This window comes from Thiothrix fructosivorans (assembly GCF_017349355.1).
Classification (GTDB): domain Bacteria; phylum Pseudomonadota; class Gammaproteobacteria; order Thiotrichales; family Thiotrichaceae; genus Thiothrix; species Thiothrix fructosivorans.
Genome location: NZ_JAFMPM010000006.1, coordinates 158779 through 180540, shown reverse-complemented (window position 1 = coordinate 180540; position 21762 = coordinate 158779). Strand labels below are relative to the sequence as shown.

Below are 21762 nucleotides of genomic sequence, written 5' to 3'. Positions count from 1 at the left end.
AACCCGACATTGCTGCCGGGTTTTGCGTTGATTGTCAGATCAAACGTATGCGAGTGTGTGCTTACTTACGTGAACCGGGGCCGTTCCATTCTTGCCCGTTGGACATGTACGTGAGGAAATATTCCAACGCTTTGTATTCGTCGCCTTGTGGCTTGAAGCTGGCGGCACGCACCATTGTGTTGCAACCCATGAAACGGTTGTGCAGCGTGGTGATTTCACCATCGGCTGAACGATACGTTGGCCAATGCGTCACATGACCCAGCGCAGGGCTGAGTAAGTCCGCACGGATCATTTTACCCGCGTTGCTAGTATGGCAATCAGCACACGACATATTCAACTGACCGCGCTTGGCGTAGTAGAAGGTTTTGCCTTTTTCGTACCAATCCACCGCTTTGCCTTCTGGGGTTGCCACGGCGATTTTGCCGCCACGGTTTTCCATCGCAATGTAAGCCATCAATTGAGCAATCTTGCCTTTGTTCAGCAGTGGCTTGCCTTCCTTGTCGGTGAAACCTTCACCATCGCCTGCTTTTTTGCAGTCATTCAAGGCGCTTTCAGCCGTCATGATGGTGTCTTTGTCTGCATCATAGTACGGGTACTTGGTGCGGATAGATTTGATGTCACCCATGCAATCCGCATAAGTTTTGCCATCTTTGAACGCGGTTTCCCAAATTTTCTTACCGGCATCAATATCCGGTTCGTAAGGGGGGAATTCTTCCATTTCTTCCCATTGCGCTTTTAGCTTTTCATCCAGCGCATAAGCACCGTCTTTAAAGTTTTCAAACGGGACATCTTTGAATGCTGTTTTGAAGTGATCTTGGAAAGCGGTTAAATCTTCTGCCGGGCCCGCTTGTGCTGGGCTAAACGCAGAAAATGCCAGAGTCAAGGCAATGGCTGTTGCGGTAAGTGATTGTTTCATAAAAACTCCTCCCATTAGGCTACGTCTGTTTCAGCAGCGTCTTTTTCGCCTTTGTTATCCGTCCACGCCAATTTGACCTTATCACCTGCTTTGCCTTTGTAGCTGAAAGCAAGGTAAGGGTTTTTGGAGACAGAACCACCCCATTTTGCGGTCAGGATGGTTTTATCACCGGCAGTCACGGTGATGTCCTGAATGAAATGCGCGGGTACGAGTTCGCCGGTTTTTTTGTCTTTGCGCTGTCCCGTTTCCATAGGATGGGTCATCAGGGCTTTGACTTCAACGTTATCGCCTTCGACTTTGGCTTTTAATTTGATGCTAGACATGTATAGATGCTCCTCTGATTAGCCGCCGCAGCCGCCGATGGTGACTTTAACTTCTTGCTTGGCGGTGAAGGATTTATCACCCGCTTTGGCAATGGCGACCACGTTTGCGGTCTTACCCATTTTGATACGGGTAGAGACTTCAGGCTGTGCGCCTTCCCCTAAGGTGAAGGTTGCTGCCAGTGGGGTAGGGTTGCCATCCACTAGAATGCTGATTTCGGTTGTGCCTGCTGCGCCGGATGTGACGGTGACGGGAACAACTGCGCCGTTTTCAGCAATTTCAGGGGCTTTGATTTTAATATCAGCGGATTCCGTCGGGGTGAGTGCCATCGCTTTGAGGGCATCATCCAATGTTTTGGCATCAAAGGCGCCGCCGCCTTCTGCCATGACCATGCTGGGGGTCAATAAGCCTGCGCTGACCGCGAGGCTTGCCGCGCTAGCTGCCAGTGTGCCCTGTAAAAATGTTCTGCGTTTCATAAATTCCTCTCTCCAAGAATTCAGTCAATGGTGATGTGTTACAGGGTTGAAATGAAATCAACGACTTTATCAAGCTGCTCATCGTTCAAAATGCCCATGGGGCCGAACGGAATCATGATGGTATTGGGGTTGGCAACTCGCGCATCATAGATTTGGGCTTTGAGCTTGGCTTTGTCGGGGAAACGGGCTGCCATACCAACCAGTGGTGGGCCGATATTGCCGGGTAGCTCACCGCCTGCAATCATATGGCAAGCCAGACAGTTACCCATTGCGCGATCAAAGGCTAAGTCTTTGCCTGTGACTTCTTTTTTGGGTTCAGCGGCTTTTGCGTCTGGTTTTGCATCGGCTGGTTTAGCTTCTGTGGCTTTTGCCTCATCCGCTTTTTTGGCATCGTCGGCCGCATAGGCAGACGAGAACCCTGCGCTCAAGGCCAGCACGGAAACCGATGCTGATATGAACAAAATGCGAAAAAGTTTCCGCATAACTACCTCCTCTCTAACTTGATCATAACGATAAAACGACCCCTCAAAAGTGTCTGGGTGAGCGTTGTGCTTCTGATGCCCAGTAAACTTGAGATATATCAATAGTCGGACTTGGAGCTTAACCGATTGTGGTAAATCACGCAAAAAAACTTTAATGAAACCAGTGTCTTAAATAAGGGAATCATTATATGCTTATGTTGCATTGCAGTATTCGGCTAGAACTTTTTCAGTTGTTTTTCTTGGATTTCCATGTGTTCAATGTCGCGTGCCATTGCCTGCAAACGCGCGCTGGTCTGGGCAGGGTTGCCGGGAAGGCGGGAGGCTTGTTCGAGGACGGCACGCGCATGTTTGTATTCGCCCATGCGTAAGCTGCGTTCAGCGGCAGAGCGGTAGGCTTCCGCTGCTTGCCCTGCCTGTTCGGCAACGCGCTGGCGAATTTCCAAAAATTCCAAACTGGTTTGTTCCGTCAGTTGGGTGCGGTTGAGCAGTTGCCACGCGTGTACTGCTTGTTGATTAGCCAGCAAGGCTTCGGCAAGCAAGGTTAGGATGTCTTCCTGATTGGGGTGGGCTTTGGCGAGCGGGGTAAGTAGCGTTTCGGTATCGGCGTAGCGTTGCGTGGCATTGCAAGCAGCCGCAATGGCTAAGGCGACTGGCAGTTGCTGTGATTGTGTACCCAGTGTTTGCAGAACAGCAGAGGCATTGCCGCGTCGTAAGTGACTTATCGCTTGCGCGTATTGCGTGAGCGCGGGGTTGCCTTGCGTAAAGGCGGGGGAATTGGGCGCGGTTAGGGCGCGGAGTTTTTCGCGAGCATATAGGTAAGTGCTATCTTCGCGTGCGGCACGTTTGCCTAATTGATTGGCACGTTCCCGCGTGTCACTGAGGCGGTCGATACTTTGCGGGTGGGTACGTAAATATTGGGTAATGTCGCCGTTCAAATCGGACGTGCGCCGATCCAGTTTTTCCATAAATAAGGGCATGGCTTGCGGGTCTAGCCCACTGCTGGCAAGAATGCGTAAGCCCGTGCGGTCGGCTTCGGTTTCCATTTGGCGACTGAAGCTGAGTTCACGGTGCAATTGGCTGGCAACGGTGGTGCTGATAATCGCTTGGGCGGCTTCCGGGCTTTTGCTGGCAGCGGCAGCGCCAGCAAGTACGCCCAGACCCGTAATCAGTGGGTTGCTTTTTTGCCCATCCATCATGCGGGCAATGTGGCGTTGCGAGACGTGGGCAATTTCGTGGGCAATGACCGCCGCTAGTTCACTTTCTGAGCTGGTATTGAGGATTAAGCCTGAGTGGATGACGATGACACCGCCGGGCATGGCGTAAGCATTGATTTCGGGATTTTTAACGATCAGAAAGTAGTAATTACCGCCGTTGGGGGCGTGTGCAGCAAGGCGGTTGCCGAGGGCGCGTAGCCAGCCGCTGAGTTCGGGGTCTTCGACCACGGGGTCACTGCCGCGCAGTTCGCGGATCAATTTTTTGCCTAGCAGGGTTTCTTCGGTACTGCTTAAGGTGGTGCTGGCAGGGTCGCCGAGATCGGGGAGGTTCATGCTGGGCATGTCCAGATCACGTGCGGCATGGCTGGGTAGTGCAAAATTCAGGCTGAATGCGGTCAGACTGGTCAGAATCAGGTGTTTCATCATTAAACAGGCTTCCGGTTATGATGGGCTAACTATAATAGGATAGCCACGCCTTTGGACACGGGAAATTTGCATTATAGCGGTTCTGTGCTGTAATCCGCGTTTAGCCTGAATCGGGAGTACCCTGTGTACCACTTGTTGGAACAACGCCTGCGTGAGATCGACACCCACCAATTACACCCTTATTTACGCAATGCTCGCACGGGGTTGGAAAAAGAAAGCCTCCGCGTTAACGCAGAAGGGCGTCTCTCCCAAACCGCGCATCCGCCAGTGTTAGGCGCTGCACTCACGCATCCGTGGATTACCACCGATTACGCCGAATCCTTGCTGGAATTGATTACCCCGCCGCAAGAACGTGCTGCCCAATCACTGGATTTTTTGCTGAACGTTGAAACCTTCGTCTATCAGCAGCTTGATCAGGAATTGCTGTGGACGACCAGTATGCCCTGCGTGTTAGCAGGTGAAGACGATATTCGCATTGCGGAATACGGCAGTTCTAACGCGGGGCGCATGAAGCACATTTACCGCGAAGGCTTGGCATGGCGTTATGGCAAAGCCATGCAGGTGATTGCGGGTATCCATTTCAATTACTCCATTGACGATACGTTTTGGCAGCCGTGGCAGCAAGTGCAGGGCGATACAGGTGAATTACGTACCTTCCGTGATGCGCAATACATGGGGTTGGTGCGCAATTTGCAGCGTTATGGTTGGCTGATTATTTACCTGTTTGGGACATCGCCTGCTATTTGCAAAAGCTTCCTTGGGGGCAGAACGCCACCGGAGGGCATGGAGGCTTTTAACGCCTACACGCTGTATGAGCCGTTTGGCACATCGTTACGCATGGGCAATATCGGTTACACCAATAGCAAGGAAAACAAAACCGGCGTGAAGGTGTGTTACAACACGCTGGAGTCTTACGTGAGCAGCTTGCGCCACGCGATTGCCACACCGTGCGCCGAATACGCGGAGATTGGGGTGAAAGTAGACGGTGAGTATCGCCAGTTAAACGCCAATATCTTGCAAATCGAGAACGAGTATTACAGCACGGTGCGCCCGAAACAGCCGTTACAAGGCTTTGAGAAACCCAGTGATGCGTTGGAAAAGCGCGGTATTGCTTACGTGGAATTACGTTCGATTGATGTGAATGCGTTCCACCCTGCTGGCTTGACGCATCAGCAATTGTTTTTCCTTGAGGTGTTTATGCACTTTTGTTTGTTGCAGGATAGCCCGCTGGTGTCTGCCGAGGAGTTTGCAGCGATCAATCAAAATCAGATGCTCACTGCACATCGGGGGCGTGACCCAGAGGTGCGCTTGAGCTGCTTGGGTAAAAGTGTATTGCTGCGTGAGCAAGCGCGGGAATTGTTGCAAGCGATGCGCCCCGTCGCGGAAATGCTCAATGCGGTGCATTCTGAAGAGTGCTACACCGATTGCTTGGATAATCAGATTCAACTTGCCTACAACCCTGACCTGACTCCCTCGGCGCGGATGCTGGCAGAGATGCAGGCGAAGCAGGAAAGTTTCTTCGCCTTTGCGCGGCGCAAGTCCGAAGAACACCGCGATTATTTCTTGCAACGCCCGCTTGATCCGGCATTGGAGGCGGTGTTTCAGCAGCAAGCCGTAGACTCGTTAAGCCGTCAGCAAGCCATTGAAGCTAGCGAAAAAATGGATTTTGATAGCTTCCTAAACGCTTATCTTTCAGGGACTTTGGATGACAAAAAAAATTAAACTAACAATCATCCGATTTTTGTTACCAGCAGCGAAAAAGTGGGTTACACTGCTGACAACTTGCCTGATACTTGAAAGTTTAGTTTCGTGCGTTTTGCCTTGTGCTTCCACGTTTTGACTTGCAGGTTTCACAGCGCATAACCTATCGAACCACAGTGGTCGATCGTTATCAGGTAATTTGGTGTGACTGATTATCTATAACGTAAATTCCCAAGCAGCACACGTTTTTTATGAGATGACAAACAGTGAATATTTACGTTGGCAACCTGCCCTATAAAATTACCGAAAACGACTTGCGTGACCTGTTCTCCGCTTATGGCGAAGTAACCAGCGTCAGCATGATCAAAGACAAAATGACGGGGCAATCCAAGGGCTTCGGTTTTGTTGACATGCCAGACGGTGCTGAAGGCAATGCAGCTATTCAAGGTCTGAACGAGCAAGCTGTTCAAGGCCGTAACATCAAAGTTAACGAAGCAAAACCACGCGAAGATCGTCCACGCGATGGCGGCGGTAGCCGTGGTGGTTTCGGTGGTGGCAGCCGCGATGGCGGCGGTAGCCGTGGTGGTTTCGGTGGCGGCGGCAGCCGTGACGGCGGCGGTAGCCGTGGTGGTTTCGGCGGTGGTAGCCGTGACGGCGGTGGTCGCGGTGGCGATCGTGGCGGTTTCGGTGGCGGCGGTGGCTACCGTTAATACCCCTTAAGCGATAACTGTTTCGCTGGGCAGGCTGAAAGAATCTCCTTCAGCCTGCCTTTACAATACCTTCCGGTAAGCAAACAGGGCTTTCAATAGACAGATGTTTATTCCTGCCCGTCTCGCCATTGATAATGTGCACCTTTGATTTAGCAACGCCACAGGTTTTTGCGACAAATTTCACAAGGTGTGTATTCGCTTTGCCATCCACTGGTGGCGCAGTAATTCTGACCCGAATACGATCTTCTTGCACTTCTGCAAATTCATCCCGACTCGCTTTAGGCTGCACCCGCACAAACAGGTGCAACACATCCTTTTCCCAACGGTAAAACGTGGTCATGCGTTAATCGCTACAGACCGACCGATTGCAACACAATCAGCAGAATATACAGCAACAATAGCACTACCATAGACGACATATCCACCATGCCAATCGTGGGGACAAACTGGCGAATAGGGCGTAACAAGGGTTCAGTTAGGCTGTTAAGTATATCCGCCATTGGGTTGCCGTAACTGTTGCCAACCCAGCTCAAGACCGCTTGGATAATCAGTGCAAAAATGTAGATATTGATCACAGTACGCATTAAGTCGACGATGGCGTAGACGAATACGGCGGGTAAACTGGCTTCGCTATTTTGCAAGGCGACCAATAGAAACGTTTGGATAATCTTTAAGCCCAACGCCAACACGATAGCAGCAGTATCCAACTTACCAATCGGCGGAATAATGCGCCGCAAGGGTACGAGCACCGGATTGGTGATTTTGACCAGAAATTGCGATAACGGGTTGTAAAAGTTTGCCCGTGATACTGCCAGCAAGAAGCGGATCAGTACCGCGCCGATGTAGAGCGAAAATAATGTTTCGACCAAAAAAATGCCGACATTCTGTAATGCTTCCATGTAAAACGATCCCCAATGGATGAGTGGTAATGATTAACTATTGGCGGCAGCGAGTTCTTTCGAGCGACTTTCAGCGGCTTGTAAGGCTTGTGCGAATAGGGTGTGTAAGCCACCGCTGGTCAGCACCTTGAGGGCTGCTTCGGTCGTGCCGCCTTTGGAGGTGACTTTTTGGCGCAAGTCGGCGGGTAATTCGCCACTTTCCATTGCTAATTTAGCCGCACCGAGGGCGGTTTGCATGATCAGCAAGTGTGCGTCGGCGGCTTCGATGCCGAGTTGTTCGGCAGCCGCTTGCATGGCTTCCATCACTAGAAAGAAATAGGCGGGACCGCTGCCAGAAATCGCGGTGACGGCATCCAGCTTGGCTTCATCTGCAAACCACAGAGTAATGCCGACGGCGCGGAGGATGCTTTCGGCAGCACTGCGTTGTGAGTCGGATACTTGCGTGTTGGCGTATAAGCCTGTTGCGCCCGCTTGTACCAGTGCTGGAGTATTCGGCATACAGCGCACGATGGCTTGATTGCCGCCGAGCCAGCGATTCAGCGCTTCCTCACGGATACCAGCGGCGATGGAAACGAAGAGCGGGCGGCTGCGTTGCGCGGCTTCAGCGAGTGTTTCGGTCACTTCACGCATGATTTGCGGCTTGACGGCGAGTACCACCACATCCGCGCCTTGGATGGCTTCGAGGTTATCGGTGGTGGCGAGTACATCCGGCCAGTGTTTGCGGATGGCATCAAGTTGTTGCTGATCAGGGTCGGCGACGCGCAACACGACGTTGGCTTGGTCTTGCAACAGGCCGACGATTAGGCTGCGTGCCATATTGCCTGCGCCGATGAAGGTAATGGTGGTAGGCTTTTGTGCGAGTTGAGGTGTGTCCATGTGCGCTCTTTCTTTGTGTCAGTTAGCGGAATTCCGTAATAATGGGTGCATTCTACTATTTTCAAGGACAAGAATGGAAAATCTAGTATGGCTGGGGTTATTAGGGCTGGGAATCTGGTTCTGGGTGGACTCCATGAATGCCAAAGAGCGTGCAGTCACGGTGGCGATACGTGCTTGCCGCGAGATTGATGTGCAATTTCTGGATCAAACCGTTGCGCTGGAAAGCATGAAGCCTACTCGCAATAGTTACGGGCATTTGGTGTGGCGACGCATTTACAGCTTTGAATACAGCAGCAACGGTGTGGAACGGCGGCTGGGACGGGTGATTCTGCGCGGTCGCGTGTTAGAACAGGTGCAGGTGGATCGCGACGAGGGGACGACGATTGAGCAGTATTGAACACCGTGATTATTTTGCTGGGCGATGACCGTTTTGCGCAATGTGATTGCCAGTTTCAACTATCGTCGCAATGGGCAGTATAAATTTGCAACCTAATTCGGCGTATTCTTGGTACGCTCGAAGCACTTCAGCTTCGTTTTGGTTTCGCCCCGGCACTTTGAGCAAATTGGTAAAAACACTGGTATCAATCACACAAATGCTACTCATGCTGTCTCACTCTGCAATCGTGCTAACCAGTCCAACGCTTTCTGCTTTTGGGCTTCAGGTGTTGTTGGGCATTTCACAAAGCGATCCACGATACCATTTGTCACTAAATCACCTAACGAACCGCGCACTACTAATTCCACGTAATCCGGTAAATCACTCAGCCGCACCAAACGACTGTCACCTTCTTGTGGGTCACGGTAGCAAAACACGACATCACCTAAAGCATCATCTGGCAAGGCATCCATCAAAGCAGGATTATGCGTGGTTAGCAATAGCCGAATGTTGCGCCGTTTGGCATGAAGTTGCATCGTAGTCAGCAAATGACTGGCACGTGAAGGATGGACGCCATTGTCTACCTCTTCAATAACCACGGTAGAGCCTTCAGGGGCAGATAATACAGCGGTAGCAATCGCTAAAACCCTCAATGTACCATCAGACAGTAATTCCACTGACCATGATTTATTCTTACCACCAAAGCTTTCGACTAACTCTAGAAAAAACCGTCCGGGTCTACCACTAACAAAATTCAGGCTCTTTATATCTTGCTCTGGTAGACTTTGGATAAAATTAAGAATTACGGCCTGATTTTCTTTATGTTGCCAAAGTTGGTAAAGTACTCCAGAAATATTAGAGCAATTAGTCCTCAATTTCTTTTCTGGTAAACTATCACCTCTCATTTGTGATGGAACAGGGTCAAGAATTAATGTATGTTCTAAAAAAATTTGAAAGTATTTAACAGTAGCAGGAATTTCCTTCCTCGATTTTTCATGTTCATATGCAAATGTGGCAGGACTCTCCAATTGACACATCAGGGCGATCTGATCTGTACAGGTTAACTGAGGTTTGTTCCCTCCGGCTCTGAAGTTGTTATATGCAACTTGGACATCCGTGTCCGAATCTTCAGATGGTCTTATTATTTTGTATAATGGAAATTTTCCCTTAGTACTTGAAGGAGCAGTAATTTCTTCCTGTATAATATGCAACTCAGTATCACGAGTTTCTAATGTTATATTAAATGATTCCCACATAAGCTTTTCAGGTGGAAATCGTGTTGATAGTTTTTCTTTTTTTCTAAATTTTTCTTCATCGTCTGGTTGATTTTTTCTTAGTCCTAAAGCCGTAAAAATTTTAAAACTCAGAGAGGTTGCTTCTTCAATTCTTGAAAACAGGGCATCACTATTTACTATTGTGGAGTCTAATGTGCAGCCTAATGAGAACTGCTGTGCTCCAAGGTAGCCTAGATCCTTACTAGAACCCCGAAATAACTGGTCAGAATCATCAACCTGCTGCTGGATGACCGACAGTTTTTGCCCGCCAGCAAGCCAGCTCAGGAAACGGAAGGCTTCAATTGCGTTGCTTTTGCCCGACGCATTCGCGCCTATCATCAGTGTCAACGGTGCAAGCGGTAGGGCTTGATCCCGATAGCTTTTGAAGTTTTTGAGTAGAATCTGTTTCAGCATGATCCAACTTCCCGTTTTAGAAAATCACTTTCCACAACAATAGCATAAACGATTGGTCGGTCTGGTGGGCATACACATACAGCCCCACCAAACCAATTAGCAGCGCGTAAAACACCCACGTCAACACCCGACTAAGTAGTGACGCAGCTATCCAGCCAACCCCCAACACGATAGCGGTATACAGCAGGTTATTTGTCACCATCCATGTGGCGATGGTTAAGGCGATGATTAGAACATGCAGCATTACAAGAACCGGCTGACCAAAATCATATCGCTATCAACGCCTTCTGGTAGCGGAATACGCATTTTGTGACCGCTACCCGGTGCAGTCGTGACAGGAATACCGTCCATGTTTTCCATACGTTCCAATACCAGTTCACGATTGCCTTCTGGTAATACCAGCTCCAGCCGATCACCCACGCTGAAACGGTTTTTCACATCCAGCTCAATCCAGCCGTTTTCGCGGTCAACGTGCATGGCTTCGGCAACGAATTGCTGCTGGTGTCCCATGGATGCGCCTTGCATGTAGTTTTGGTAATCGTGGGTATGATGACGCTCGTAAAAGCCATCGGTGTAACCACGATTCGCGAGATTTTCCAAAACGCCCAGCAATTTGGGATCGAAGCTACGCCCCGCCATTGCGTCATCTATCGCCTGTTTATACGTCTGTGCAGTACGCGCCACGTAATAATGCGATTTGGTACGCCCCTCGATTTTCAAGCAATCCACGCCGATTTCGGTGAGTTTTTGGACGTGTTCGATGGCGCGTAAATCCTTGGAATTCATAATGTACGTGCCGTGTTCATCTTCCATGACAGGCATCAATTCGCCGGGGCGGTTGGTTTCTTCGAGGAAGTACACCTTGTCAGCCAGCGGATGGCGTTCTTGGTTGCCGCAACTGCCCATGCTTTGGGTTTGGTTGAACGCATCCATCGACAGCACCGCTTCTTTGGGGACGAATTTGCCTTCCGCCGCTTCGATGGCTTCGGTGGTTTTGTATTCCCAGCGACACGCATTGGTGCATGTGCCCTGATTCGGGTCGCGGTGGTTGAAGTAGCCGGAGAGCAAGCAGCGCCCTGAATACGCAATGCACAACGCCCCGTGGACGAACACTTCCAGCTCCATATCCGGGCATTCTTGGCGGATTTCAGCAATTTCATCCAGCGATAATTCGCGCGACAAAATTACGCGGGTCAAGCCCAGACTTTGCCAGAATTTCACCGTGGCGTAGTTGACGGTATTGGCTTGCACGGACAGGTGTACGGGCATATCTGGCCACTTTTCGCGTACCAACATAATCAAACCGGGGTCTGCCATGATCAGCGCATCGGGATTCATCGCAATTACCGGGGCAAGGTCATCCATGAAGGTTTTGATCTTGCTATTGTGCGGGGAAATGTTGGCTGCGACGAAAAACTGCTTGCCGAGGGAATGCGCTTCGGCAATACCGAACGCGAGGTTGTCATTTTTAAACTCGTTATTGCGCACCCGCAGCGAGTAGCGTGGCTGTCCAGCGTAGACGGCATCCGCACCATAAGCGAAGGCGTGGCGCATGGATTTGAGTGTACCCGCAGGGGCAAGCAGTTCAGGGCGTTTCATGGGTATTTAAACTTCCTCAATTTCCGTAATAATCTGGCTCATTGCCAGCTTTCCATTTGATATTGCAACCCAGTGAAGCCTTTTGTTCATCCGGTGGGTACATATTGTCGAGCAGGCGATCCAGCGCATGGCGTAAATCATTGCCGGTCACGGGTATGTCGCTGCGTGGGCGAGCATCGTCGAATTGCCCGCGATAAAACAGCTTGTGCTCGTGGTCAAACAAGAATAAATCGGGGGTGCAAGCGGCTTGGTAGGCTTTGGCGGCGGCTTGGGTTTCGTCGTATAAGTAAGGAAAGGTATAACCGTGTGTTTGCACTTCCTCGATCATTTTTTCTGGGCTATCGTCGGGATAGTTGGCGACATCGTTGGCATTAATGGCGACGATGGCAACCCCGCGCTCCTGATAATCCTTGGCGAGTTGCGCAAAAACTTCGCGGATGAGGATGACATACGGGCAATGGTTGCAAATGAAGGCGACCAATAAGGGTTTGCCAGCAAAATCTTGCCGTGAAACGACATGCCCAGTGGCGGGTTCTAGTAGGGTGAAATCGGGGGCTTGAGTGCTAAGTTCCAGCATGGTGGATGGGGTGCGTGCCATAGCCGCCTCCTTAAGTCTGACTGTGATGGGTAAGAGGCGTTGATTATACGCAAATTGTGGGGGTGGGTGACAAATTCCCGCGTTTTCTGTTTATACTGTGCTGCACTGCAATAGTTATGGGTGGAGGAATCAGCAATGGCGGCACGTTACGAAGATTTAGGCAATGGCATTTATTGCATCGACACGGATTTATACCGCCCGCAATTGGCGGCGTGTTATTTGGTGCGCGAAGGCGATGCGGTGGCATTCGTGGATACTGGCACTTACCACACTGTGCCATTGCTGATGGAAGTATTGGCGGATTTGGGCTTGAGTGCTGACAATGTGCGTTATGTGATGCCGACCCATGTGCATTTGGATCACGCGGGCGGGGCAGGTGAGTTGATGGCGCGTTGCTCGAATGCCACGCTGATCGTGCATCCCAAAGGCGCACCACACATGATTGATCCTTCACGTTTGCAGGCGGGTGCTACGGCTGTGTACGGTGAGGCAGGCTTTGCGAAGGATTACGGTAAATTGGTCGCCATCTCCGCTGAACGGGTGGTGGCTGCTAGCGATGGTTACGTGATTGATTTGAACGGACGCACCCTAACGTTTTACGATACGCCGGGACACGCGAATCATCATGGCTGCATTTTCGATGCGCAGAGTCGCGCTTGCTTCACGGGTGATACCTTCGGCATTGCCTACCGTGAGTTTGTGACAGCGCAGGGAGCTTGGATGTTTGCGCCAACCACGCCCGTGGCTTTTTCCCCGCAAGAATGGCACCAGAGTCTGGATAAATTGGCAGCTTTGCAACCGAGTGCGATGTTGCTCACCCACTATGGGCGGGTGACGGATGTGCAAGGTTTATTGCCTAAATTGCGTGCAAGCATTGATGCGTTAAGTGCTTTGGCGTTAGAACAGCTCAATGCACCAAAAGGGCGCGTTGAAACCCTAAAAGAACAGGTGTTTTGCCTCTGGCTTGAAGAGATAGGCAGACGTGGGGTTAACCTTCCCGAAGGGGATATGCGTCAATTGTTGGAGGTAGATGCCACCTTGAATGCGCAAGGCTTAGATGTGTGGTTGCACCGTCTTGCCAAAGTCAAAACTTGAAGGATATTCAGGTAATTACGAATAACCTAGTAATAAAATCAACTAATTGTAATTTTCAGTATTTGTATATAAAAATATTATAATATACTTTAAATATAAGCATTTATGGGTGCTTTTAATACAATTTGCTTATGATACAGAAGAAACAAACTCTTTGGTTTGTGCACTAAAAGTGTATAAAGTGTGCGTGGTTCAAAATTTCAAGCAAGTGGCTAATGAAATTTTTCTATGGCATATAGAGTTGGTGTTGGTCACTTGAAAATCTACACAAGATTTGGCGAGTACCACACTTACGGGAGATTGGCATGATCAAGCCTCATGGTTCTGAGGAACTGAATCCATTATTCGTATATGACAGTGCTGAAAACGAAGCGCTGCAGAAAGAAGCAGAAGGTCTTGCTTCAATCGTCGTCAGCTCGGCGACAGCAGCGAATGCTGTGATGCTCGGCGGTGGCTACTTCAACCCGCTGACTGGCTACATGAACAAGGCAGATGCGCTGTCAGTCGCTGCAACTATGCACACCACCTCTGGCTTGTTTTGGCCAACGCCAGTGCTGAACCTGGTTGAAGATGCTGGCAGTCTCAAAGCGGGTGATCGCATTGCCTTGAGAGACCCCAACGTCGAAGGGCATCCGGTACTTGCGGTCATGGATGTCGAAGCTGTTGAAGAATTCAGCGCTGAAGACATGGCTACCATGACCCAGCAGATTTATCGTCCTGCTGAAGGTGAAGCGCATATCGGTGCGGATACGTTCAATTCCCAAGGCAAGTTTTGCCTGTCAGGGCCGATCAAAGTCCTGAACTTCTCCTACTTCCAAGGCGAATTTCCAGATACTTTCCGTACTGCTGTTGAAATTCGCAACGAAATTACCGAGCGCGGCTGGAAGAAGGTTGTTGCCTTCCAGACCCGTAATCCGATGCACCTGGCGCACGAAGAACTGTGCCACATGGCTATGGATCGTCTCGGCTGTGATGGCTTGGTCATCCACATGTTACTGGGCAAGCTGAAGAAGGGTGACATCCCCGCTCCGGTACGTGATGCCGCCATCCGCAAGATGGTTGAGCTGTATTTCCCGCCGAACAGCGCGATGGTAACGGGTTACGGTTTCGACATGTTGTACGCAGGACCAAAAGAAGCGGTATTACATGCCGTATTCCGCCAAAACATGGGGGCGACGCATTTCATTATTGGTCGTGACCATGCGGGTGTTGGCGATCATTACGGTGCATTTGATGCTCAGGAAATTTTCGATAATGAAGTGCCTAAGGATGCGCTTAAAATCGAAATCTTCCGCGCAGACCACACGGCTTACTCCAAGAAGCTGGATAAGGTTGTGATGATGTGCGAGGCACCGGATCATAAGAAGGAAGATTTTGTACTTCTTTCTGGTACCAAAGTTCGTGAAATGCTTGGTCAGGGCATTGCACCACCAAAGGAGTTTTCTCGTCCTGAAGTGGCTCAGATCCTGATCGATTATTATCAAAGTGAAAACGGCTAAGATTAAAGTCGAAATGAAAATCTCTGGGCATTCGGCACAATAAGCCGCCTGGAAAAGTATCTCTGGTGCAGTCTGAGCTTTGAGGAAAGGGCACAGGCTTCACTGGTTGAGTTCTGTGACCGTATGTAGCAATACAATTAATTTGAAGGAGTTACACAATGCCTACGTTTGTACGTACTGACAAATGTGATGGCTGCAAGGGCGGCGACCGCACCGCTTGCATGTACATCTGCCCACACAACCTGATGAAGCTGGACGTTGATGGTTCTGCCACAGGTCACGCGATGAAAGCGTATAACCAAGAGCCGGATCAATGCTGGGAATGCTATTCCTGCGTTAAAATCTGCCCTTCCAACGCAATCGAAGCACGTCACTATGCTGACGTGGTACCACTCGGTGGTTCTGTACAGCCTTTGCGCGGTCAAGACTCCATTATGTGGTCTATCAAATTCCGTAACGGCGTAATGAAGCGTTTCAAATTCCCAATCCGTACTACCCCAGAAGGCTCTATCGACTGCTACGGCGGCAAGCCTAAAGCGGATCTGGCTAATCTGGGTAAAGCACTGTTGACTCGTGATGTCATGGGCGGCTACCGCGCTGGCAACCCGGCTGAACTGATCTGCAAGTGATTTGTAACACAAGACACGCTTCGTTATTAACATTTAAGCATTGAGGAAACACAAATGGCAGGTACATTTGGTAATCCAGAAGTTGTCCAAGAAGAAGTGGACATCCTGATCATCGGTGGCGGTATGGCTGCGTGTGGCGCGGCGTATGAAATCATGCCGTGGATCGGCGCAGCGAAAGAAGCTGGCGTTGACATCACCGTTAAGTTGGTTGACAAAGCAGCAATGGATCGTTCCGGCGCAGTTGCACAAGGTTTGTCTGCAATCAACACTTACATCGGTCCAAACCAAGACCCAGCGGACTACGCTCGCATGGTCTCTAACGACCTGATGGGTATCACCCGTGACGACTTGGCTTACGACTTAGGCCGTAACGTTGACGATTCCGTGCATTTGTTTGAAGAATGGGGTCTCCCAATCTGGAAAACCGTTAACGGCGAACGTTTTGACGGTGCTACTTGGCCGAAAGAAGGCGGCAAGCTGTTGAAAGACGGCGGCGATCCAGTCCGTTCCGGTAAATGGCAGATCATGATCAACGGCGAATCCTACAAATGGATCGTTGCTGAAGCGGCTAAGAAAGCACTGGGTTCTGACAACATTCAGGAACGTGTTTTCATCGTTAAGCTGGTCAATGATGCTAACGACAAAAACCGCGTTGCGGGTGCTGTTGGCTTCTCTACTCGTGAAGACAAAGTATACGTTTACAAATTCAAGGCTTGCCTGCTGGTAGCTGGTGGTTGCGTAAACATCTTCCGTCCACGTTCCGTTGGTGAAGGCCAAGGCCGTGCATGGTATCCAGTTTGGAACGCAGGTTCCACCTACACCATGGCTGCTGAAGCCGGTGCAGAACTGACCATGATGGAAAACCGTTTCGTTCCAGCACGTTTCAAAGACGGCTACGGTCCGGTTGGCGCATGGTTCCTGCTGTTCAAAGCTCAAGCGACTAACGCCTATGGCGAAGTCTACATGACCAAGAACAAAGAATTGCTGAACGACTATCCTCCGTATGGTCAAGCAGCGGTTCCAGCATCTTGCTTGCGTAACCACTTGATGCTCAAGGAAATGAAAGAAGGTCGCGGTCCAATCTATATGGATACCGTTACCGCTTTGGCAAAACTGCGTGAAACACTGTCTCCTCGTGAAGTAAAGCACTTGGAAGCAGAAGCGTGGGAAGACTTCCTTGACATGTGTATCGGTCAGTGCGGTATCTGGGTTGGTGAAAACATCGAACCAGAAAAGAAAAACTCCGAACTGATGCCTACCGAACCGTACCTGCTGGGTTCACACTCAGGCTGCTGCGGTATCTGGGCTTCTGGTCCAGATGACGTTGGTGCACCGACTACTGAAGAACATCCAGACGCAGCTCTGATCCCTGCTCACCTGCCACAAGGCTGGAACTGGGGCTATCGCTCCATGACTACTGTCCGTGGTCTGTTCACAGCGGGTGATGGTGTTGGTGCTTCTGGTCACAAGTTCTCTTCTGGTTCACACACTGAAGGCCGTATGTGTGCACAGTCTATGGTTAAGTTCGTCATGGACAACAAAGACTGGGTTCCTACACTGGATACTTCTGTTGAAGCACTGGTTGAAGAAATCTACCGTCCAGTTCGTACTTTCCTGGAACACAAAGACTACACCACTGCGATTGATGTAAACCCACACTACATCACTCCACGTATGTTGCAGTTCCGTCTCCAGAAAATCATGGACGAGTATGTTGCAGGTGTTGCGACTTACTACACTACCAACGGTCACATGTTGGCAGTAGCGGAAGAAAAGCTGGGTATGTTGAAAGAAGATGCGATGAAAATGCGTGCAAAAGACCTGCACGAATTGCTCCGCGCATGGGAAAACTATCACCGTATCCTGACGGCGGAAGCGCACATGAAGCACATCCAATTCCGTAAGGAAAGCCGTTACCCTGGTTTCTACTACCGTATGGACTACAACCTGGTAGACGAAGAAAACTGGCACTGCTTCGTAAACTCTGTTTACGACAAAGAAACCAAAACTTGGACTGTGTTCAAACGCGCTCACAAGGACTTGGTTGATAAGTCTAAGCTGTTTAAACCTGCTGCCCACTAAGAAGGGGTTGCTTGACTACAGCTCTAAACCTTACTATCGGGTTTAGGCCAAATCAGGGCATCTCATGATGCCCTGATTTTTATCTACGGTAGTAATTCTGGAGGAGTTCACCACATGAAAGTTATCCTGTTAGGCGGCCCCGGCGCGGGCAAAGGCACACAAGCCAATTTCATCAAAGAAAAATACAATATCCCTCAAATTTCCACTGGCGACATGCTACGTGCTGCGGTTAAAGCAGGCACTGAAATGGGCATCGCTGCCAAAAAAGTGATGGACGCAGGCGGTCTGGTTTCTGACGAAATCATCCTCGGTCTGGTCAAGGAGCGCACGGCTGAAGCCGATTGTGCCAATGGTTTCTTATTCGACGGTTTCCCACGTACTTTGGCGCAAGCTGAATCCCTGAAAACCCAAGGTGTTGATATTGATGCGGTCGTTGAAATCGCGGTTGAGGATGCTGAAATCGTGCGTCGCATGAGCGGTCGCCGCGTTCACGTTGCATCAGGCCGTACTTACCATGTCGTATTCAACCCACCAAAAGTTGAAGGCAAAGATGATGAAACCGGCGAAGATTTGATCCAACGCGCTGACGATGCGGAAGACACCGTATTGAAGCGTTTGGAAGTGTATCACGCGCAAACTGCGCCGCTGATCGGCTACTATTCCGCGTGGGCGACCTCTGGCGAAGCCAAAGCACCGCGTTATATCCGTATCGAAGGCGTGGGTTCGGTTGACTCGATTCGCGACAATATTTTCGCGGCATTGGGTTAAAAGACCCCCATCCCCAGCCCTTCCCCCGCAAGGGGTGAAGGGAGCAAGATTTTAGGAGCAACAATGACTGCATCTCCCGAAAAAGTGGCTGCTGGCAAGGTAGTCCAGTTCACTTACCGCATTGCTGACCGTCATGGTGAGATTATGGAGCAAGTGGATTTACCCTTAAGCATGGTATTCATGCGCCATAACCGCTTGTATGACGTGGTGGAAAAAGCCTTGGTGGGTTGTCGCGTGGGTGATGAAGTGTCCGTTGATGTTCCAGCCGTTGATGGCGCATGGGGTGAAGCCGATGCTGACCTGATTCTGGTGCAAGACATTGAGCATGTGCCACCACCTTACCGCAAAATCGGTGCGGAAGCACAATTTCAAGCCGAAAATGGCGAGATCAAAACCTTCCGAGTGACCAGTGTCACCGAGGAGTCCGTGACCTTGGATGGTAATCACCCGTTTGCTGGGCAAACCATGACCTTCCACGTCAAAGTTATCGCGATCCGTGATGCCAGCAAGGATGAGTTATTGCACGGTATTGAATCCGGCGCACCCACTGAATTTAGTAACCCCACCATTCACTGATGATAGAGGCAGCATTTGATGGCTATTCCTGATTTGACCGACCTCGAAAAATCCATTATCCAGCAAAGCATTAATGAGCGCTGGCGCAACGGCGGCGTGGTGGCGGAAGAAGTGGAAGTCGAATTACGACTTTCCAAAGGCGATCGGGAAGTTACCCCTTGTCCCGCGCTGTATTGGGAACATGAAGGCTGTACCTTCCTCGTTGCCAAGACTGGCGATAACCGCTACCGCTCCCAATTTTTCTACTCTGCCAAAGAACAATTCAACACCGGCATTGAGGAATACACCGACTTAGGCGACTGCGTGCTCTTCCTGCTGCGTTTGCAGGCCGACCACGAGAGCGAGCGCCAACAGAATTTTCCCAAAGCGTCATGAAATTAGAGATACCCACACGTTAGTTTGAGAGATTGCATAGAGGAGTTTGTGTTATGACCGTTAAGAATGCTTTTTACGCACAATCCGGTGGTGTTACCGCCGTCATCAACGCTTCAGCCTGCGGCGTGATTGAAACCGCCCGCCAACACAGCGACAAGATCGGTACTGTCTACGCGGGTCAAAACGGCATTATCGGCGCATTGCTGGAAAACCTGATTGATACCAGCAAGGTTTCTGATGCGGATGTTGCGGCATTGCGTCACACCCCATCGGGTGCATTCGGTTCTTGCCGCTACAAAATGAAGAGTCTGGAAAAGAACAAGCGCGAATATGACCGCCTGATTGAAGTATTCAAGGCGCATAACATCGGCTACTTCTTCTACAACGGTGGCGGTGACTCGGCAGATACTTGCTTGAAAGTTTCCCAGTTAGCGGATTCAATGGGCTTCCCGATTCAAGCCATTCACGTCCCCAAAACTGTGGATAACGATTTACCTGTTACTGACAACTGCCCTGGTTTTGGTTCGGTTGCTAAGTACATCGCGGTGTCTACGCGTGAAGCGAGCTACGACGTGGCTTCCATGTGTGCCACCTCCACCAAGATTTTCGTGCTGGAAGTCATGGGTCGTCACGCGGGCTGGATTGCAGCAGCAGGTGGTTTGGCTACGGACGCAAACAACGATATTCCAGTCGTTATCCTGTTCCCTGAAGTTGAATTCAACCAAGAAAAATTCCTCGCGACAGTCGATGCGAAAGTAAAACAGTACGGCTATTGCAGCATCGTGGTGTCCGAAGGTTGCCATTACCCAGACGGTACGTTCTTGGCAGAGCAGGGCACTCGTGACTCGTTCGGTCATGCGCAATTGGGCGGTGCTGCTCCGGTTGTTGCTAATATGATCAAAGATGCGCTGGGTTACAAATTCCACTGGGCGGTGGCAGACTACCTGCAACGTGCGGCGCGTCATCTGGCGTCCAAGTCTGACGTTGAGCAAGCTTACGCATTGGGCAAGGCTGCGGTTGAGTTGGCGTTGGAAGGCAAAAACTCTGTCATGCCAGCGGTTATCCGTGACTCCAATAATCCATACACTTGGCACATTGGTTCAGGCGAGTTGAAAGACATTGCCAACGTCGAAAAAATGATGCCGATGGAATACATTTCTGAAGACGGCTACGGCATTACCGACGCTTGCCGCGAATACCTGCAACCGTTGATCGAAGGCGAAGACTATCCGCCATACGAGAACGGTATGCCGAAATACGTGACGTTGAAGCACGAATTGTTGGATAAAAAGCTGCCAGCGTTCGAGCTGTAAACCTTAACTTCCCCACAAGTAACGCCCCTGTTTGCACAACAGGGGCGTTCTTTTTATACTGATCGTTTCATACAGTACATACCCCGGTAACTAAAGATCATGGCTGAAAAACTCGACATTCCTGAGGAATTCCAAAGCTCCCTCATTCCTGAACTGCTGACGGATGACACCACTATCCAGTTTAACTGCCACCCTGGTGTTTCCTGTTTCAATATTTGCTGTAAGGCTGCGGATGTAACCCTCGCACCGTATGACATCCTGCGCCTGAAAAAACGCTTGGGCATGACTTCAAGCGAATTCCTCGACAAGCATACCGTGCCGTTTGAGACGGATGGTCACGGCACTCCCGGCATCAAATTGCGTACCGACGACAACAAAACCTGCTTGTTCGTGCGTGAGGAAGGTTGCAGCGTGTATGAAGATCGCCCTGCCGCTTGCCGTTATTATGGCTTGGGGCTGCTATCGCACCGTGCGCAAGGTTCATCTGATGATGTGCAATACTATTTCCGTAACAAGGAAGCACATTGCCAAGGCTGGAACAGCGAACAGGTGATCACCGTGCGCGATTACCGCCAGCAACAAGGCGTGCCGGAATACGACGAAATCAACCGCGAATGGATGCAGTTGATGCTGAAAAAGAAATCAGCAGGCCCTGCGATCGGTAAGCCTGATCCGCTCAGCTTCCAGTTGTATTTTATGGCAAGTTTCGACATTGACCGTTTCCGCCGCTTTGTAGAAAGCCCCGCGTTTGCCAAAGTGTACATCGTGAGTGATGCTGACCGTGCGGCTTTCCAAGATGATGTTATCTTGCAAAAATTTGCGTTCCGCTTGTTACGTCAGGTGTTGTTTGATGAGCAAACCATTCCAACGCACGAGAATGTGCTCGAAAAACGTTGGGAAGAGCGTAAGGATATTATCGAATTGCGTCACAATGCGGCAGTTGAGTTACACCTGAAAAAAGCCGAAGAAGATCGGCGGGTAGCACTGGACAGCAGTGACCAAAAAGGTAACGATTTGTGCGGTTCGGATGGTTGCCAGCCTTAAAAACGGATTTTACAGGCTTTAAAGCACTGGCGAGCTAGCTACTCGCCAGAAACCCTGTATACTGTGCACTTTATCACATCGTTTCTATCGAGTCTGCGG

Annotated in this window: 25 protein-coding genes; 12 read left to right on the top strand and 13 right to left on the bottom strand. The window is 50.3% G+C overall.

Translation table 11 applies throughout. From position 1 onward, the window contains the following. Positions 1–61: 61 nt before the first annotated feature. The 5 genes from soxA to J1836_RS04055 all read right to left on the bottom strand — a co-directional run bounded on the left by soxA (position 62) and on the right by J1836_RS04055 (position 3835). Positions 62–916, bottom strand: coding sequence for a sulfur oxidation c-type cytochrome SoxA (gene soxA, locus J1836_RS04075; protein ID WP_207249814.1), 855 nt, complete (start codon positions 914–916; stop codon positions 62–64). Between the two features lie 14 nt (positions 917–930). Continuing rightward, positions 931–1239, bottom strand: coding sequence for a thiosulfate oxidation carrier complex protein SoxZ (gene soxZ, locus J1836_RS04070; RefSeq protein ID WP_207249813.1), 309 nt, complete (start codon positions 1237–1239; stop codon positions 931–933). Positions 1240–1257: 18 nt separating this feature from the next. After that, entirely contained in the window at positions 1258–1713 is a 456-nt protein-coding gene (gene soxY / locus J1836_RS04065; protein WP_207249812.1) for a thiosulfate oxidation carrier protein SoxY, read from the bottom strand. A 38-nt stretch (positions 1714–1751) separates the two neighbouring features. Then, positions 1752–2195 (bottom strand): sulfur oxidation c-type cytochrome SoxX, encoded by a 444-nt coding sequence (gene soxX, locus J1836_RS04060; RefSeq protein ID WP_207249811.1) that lies wholly within the window; start codon positions 2193–2195, stop codon positions 1752–1754. Positions 2196–2410: 215 nt separating this feature from the next. Continuing rightward, positions 2411–3835, bottom strand: a complete 1425-nt coding sequence (locus J1836_RS04055; RefSeq protein WP_207249810.1) for a M48 family metalloprotease — start codon at positions 3833–3835, stop codon at positions 2411–2413. A 123-nt stretch (positions 3836–3958) separates the two neighbouring features. Between J1836_RS04055 and gshA the strand changes: the two genes are divergently transcribed. Together gshA and rbp are read left to right on the top strand one after the other, a co-directional pair. Continuing rightward, positions 3959–5557, top strand: coding sequence for a glutamate--cysteine ligase (gene gshA, locus J1836_RS04050; protein WP_207249809.1), 1599 nt, complete (start codon positions 3959–3961; stop codon positions 5555–5557). A 245-nt stretch (positions 5558–5802) separates the two neighbouring features. Further along, positions 5803–6246, top strand: a complete 444-nt coding sequence (rbp, locus tag J1836_RS04045) for an RNA-binding regulator (RefSeq protein ID WP_207249808.1) — start codon at positions 5803–5805, stop codon at positions 6244–6246. Between the two features lie 49 nt (positions 6247–6295). Here the strand turns inward: rbp and J1836_RS04040 are convergent, their stop codons facing one another. From J1836_RS04040 to proC, 3 genes are read right to left on the bottom strand one after another with little or no spacing between them, the layout of a single operon-like run. Further along, positions 6296–6586, bottom strand: a complete 291-nt coding sequence (locus tag J1836_RS04040; protein WP_207249807.1) for a DUF167 family protein — start codon at positions 6584–6586, stop codon at positions 6296–6298. Between the two features lie 10 nt (positions 6587–6596). After that, on the bottom strand, positions 6597–7145 hold the full coding sequence (locus J1836_RS04035) for a YggT family protein (protein ID WP_207249806.1): 549 nt from the start codon (positions 7143–7145) through the stop codon (positions 6597–6599). Positions 7146–7178: 33 nt separating this feature from the next. Next, positions 7179–8021 carry a pyrroline-5-carboxylate reductase gene (gene proC, locus J1836_RS04030; RefSeq protein ID WP_207249805.1) on the bottom strand — a complete coding sequence of 281 codons (843 nt, stop codon included), beginning with the start codon at positions 8019–8021 and terminating at the stop codon, positions 7179–7181. 73 nt (positions 8022–8094) lie between these two features. Between proC and J1836_RS04025 the strand changes: the two genes are divergently transcribed. Then, positions 8095–8418 carry a DUF3301 domain-containing protein gene (locus J1836_RS04025; protein WP_207249804.1) on the top strand — a complete coding sequence of 108 codons (324 nt, stop codon included), beginning with the start codon at positions 8095–8097 and terminating at the stop codon, positions 8416–8418. Between the two features lie 9 nt (positions 8419–8427). On the opposite strand, the gene J1836_RS04020 is transcribed toward J1836_RS04025, so the two are convergent. From J1836_RS04020 to J1836_RS04000, 5 genes are read right to left on the bottom strand one after another with little or no spacing between them, the layout of a single operon-like run. Further along, the gene (locus tag J1836_RS04020; RefSeq protein ID WP_207249803.1) at positions 8428–8625 is read right to left on the bottom strand and encodes a hypothetical protein; all 198 of its coding nucleotides are present in this window, start codon (positions 8623–8625) and stop codon (positions 8428–8430) included. Then, a complete protein-coding gene (locus tag J1836_RS04015; protein ID WP_207249802.1) occupies positions 8622–10085 on the bottom strand; it encodes an AAA family ATPase in 1464 nt (487 codons plus the stop codon). Before J1836_RS04015 ends, J1836_RS04020 begins: the two co-directional genes overlap by 4 nt. Positions 10086–10101: 16 nt before the next feature. After that, positions 10102–10329, bottom strand: a complete 228-nt coding sequence (locus J1836_RS04010; protein ID WP_207249801.1) for a hypothetical protein — start codon at positions 10327–10329, stop codon at positions 10102–10104. Next, the gene (trhP, locus tag J1836_RS04005; RefSeq protein WP_207249800.1) at positions 10329–11684 is read right to left on the bottom strand and encodes a prephenate-dependent tRNA uridine(34) hydroxylase TrhP; all 1356 of its coding nucleotides are present in this window, start codon (positions 11682–11684) and stop codon (positions 10329–10331) included. Before trhP ends, J1836_RS04010 begins: the two co-directional genes overlap by 1 nt. A gap of 16 nt (positions 11685–11700) precedes the next feature. Next, positions 11701–12282 carry a thioredoxin family protein gene (locus tag J1836_RS04000; protein ID WP_207249799.1) on the bottom strand — a complete coding sequence of 194 codons (582 nt, stop codon included), beginning with the start codon at positions 12280–12282 and terminating at the stop codon, positions 11701–11703. Between the two features lie 135 nt (positions 12283–12417). Here J1836_RS04000 and J1836_RS03995 point away from each other — a divergent pair, with 135 nt between their 5' ends. From J1836_RS03995 to J1836_RS03955, 9 genes are all read left to right on the top strand, one after another. Continuing rightward, positions 12418–13377, top strand: a complete 960-nt coding sequence (locus J1836_RS03995; RefSeq protein ID WP_207249798.1) for an MBL fold metallo-hydrolase — start codon at positions 12418–12420, stop codon at positions 13375–13377. 305 nt (positions 13378–13682) lie between these two features. Next, on the top strand, positions 13683–14876 hold the full coding sequence (sat, locus tag J1836_RS03990) for a sulfate adenylyltransferase (RefSeq protein ID WP_207249797.1): 1194 nt from the start codon (positions 13683–13685) through the stop codon (positions 14874–14876). Between the two features lie 158 nt (positions 14877–15034). Next, entirely contained in the window at positions 15035–15505 is a 471-nt protein-coding gene (gene aprB, locus J1836_RS03985; RefSeq protein ID WP_202715578.1) for an adenylyl-sulfate reductase subunit beta, read from the top strand. A 54-nt stretch (positions 15506–15559) separates the two neighbouring features. Further along, positions 15560–17587, top strand: coding sequence for an adenylyl-sulfate reductase subunit alpha (gene aprA, locus J1836_RS03980; protein ID WP_207249796.1), 2028 nt, complete (start codon positions 15560–15562; stop codon positions 17585–17587). A 114-nt stretch (positions 17588–17701) separates the two neighbouring features. Next, positions 17702–18355, top strand: a complete 654-nt coding sequence (adk, locus tag J1836_RS03975) for an adenylate kinase (protein ID WP_207249795.1) — start codon at positions 17702–17704, stop codon at positions 18353–18355. Positions 18356–18418: 63 nt separating this feature from the next. Beyond that, positions 18419–18931: an FKBP-type peptidyl-prolyl cis-trans isomerase gene (locus J1836_RS03970; RefSeq protein WP_207249794.1), complete on the top strand. Its 513-nt coding sequence runs from the start codon at positions 18419–18421 to the stop codon at positions 18929–18931. An 18-nt stretch (positions 18932–18949) separates the two neighbouring features. After that, the gene (locus J1836_RS03965; RefSeq protein ID WP_207249793.1) at positions 18950–19306 is read left to right on the top strand and encodes a hypothetical protein; all 357 of its coding nucleotides are present in this window, start codon (positions 18950–18952) and stop codon (positions 19304–19306) included. Between the two features lie 53 nt (positions 19307–19359). Beyond that, on the top strand, positions 19360–20619 hold the full coding sequence (locus J1836_RS03960; RefSeq protein WP_207249792.1) for a 6-phosphofructokinase: 1260 nt from the start codon (positions 19360–19362) through the stop codon (positions 20617–20619). 99 nt (positions 20620–20718) lie between these two features. After that, on the top strand, positions 20719–21663 hold the full coding sequence (locus J1836_RS03955; protein ID WP_207249791.1) for a YkgJ family cysteine cluster protein: 945 nt from the start codon (positions 20719–20721) through the stop codon (positions 21661–21663). Positions 21664–21762 lie beyond the last annotated feature (99 nt).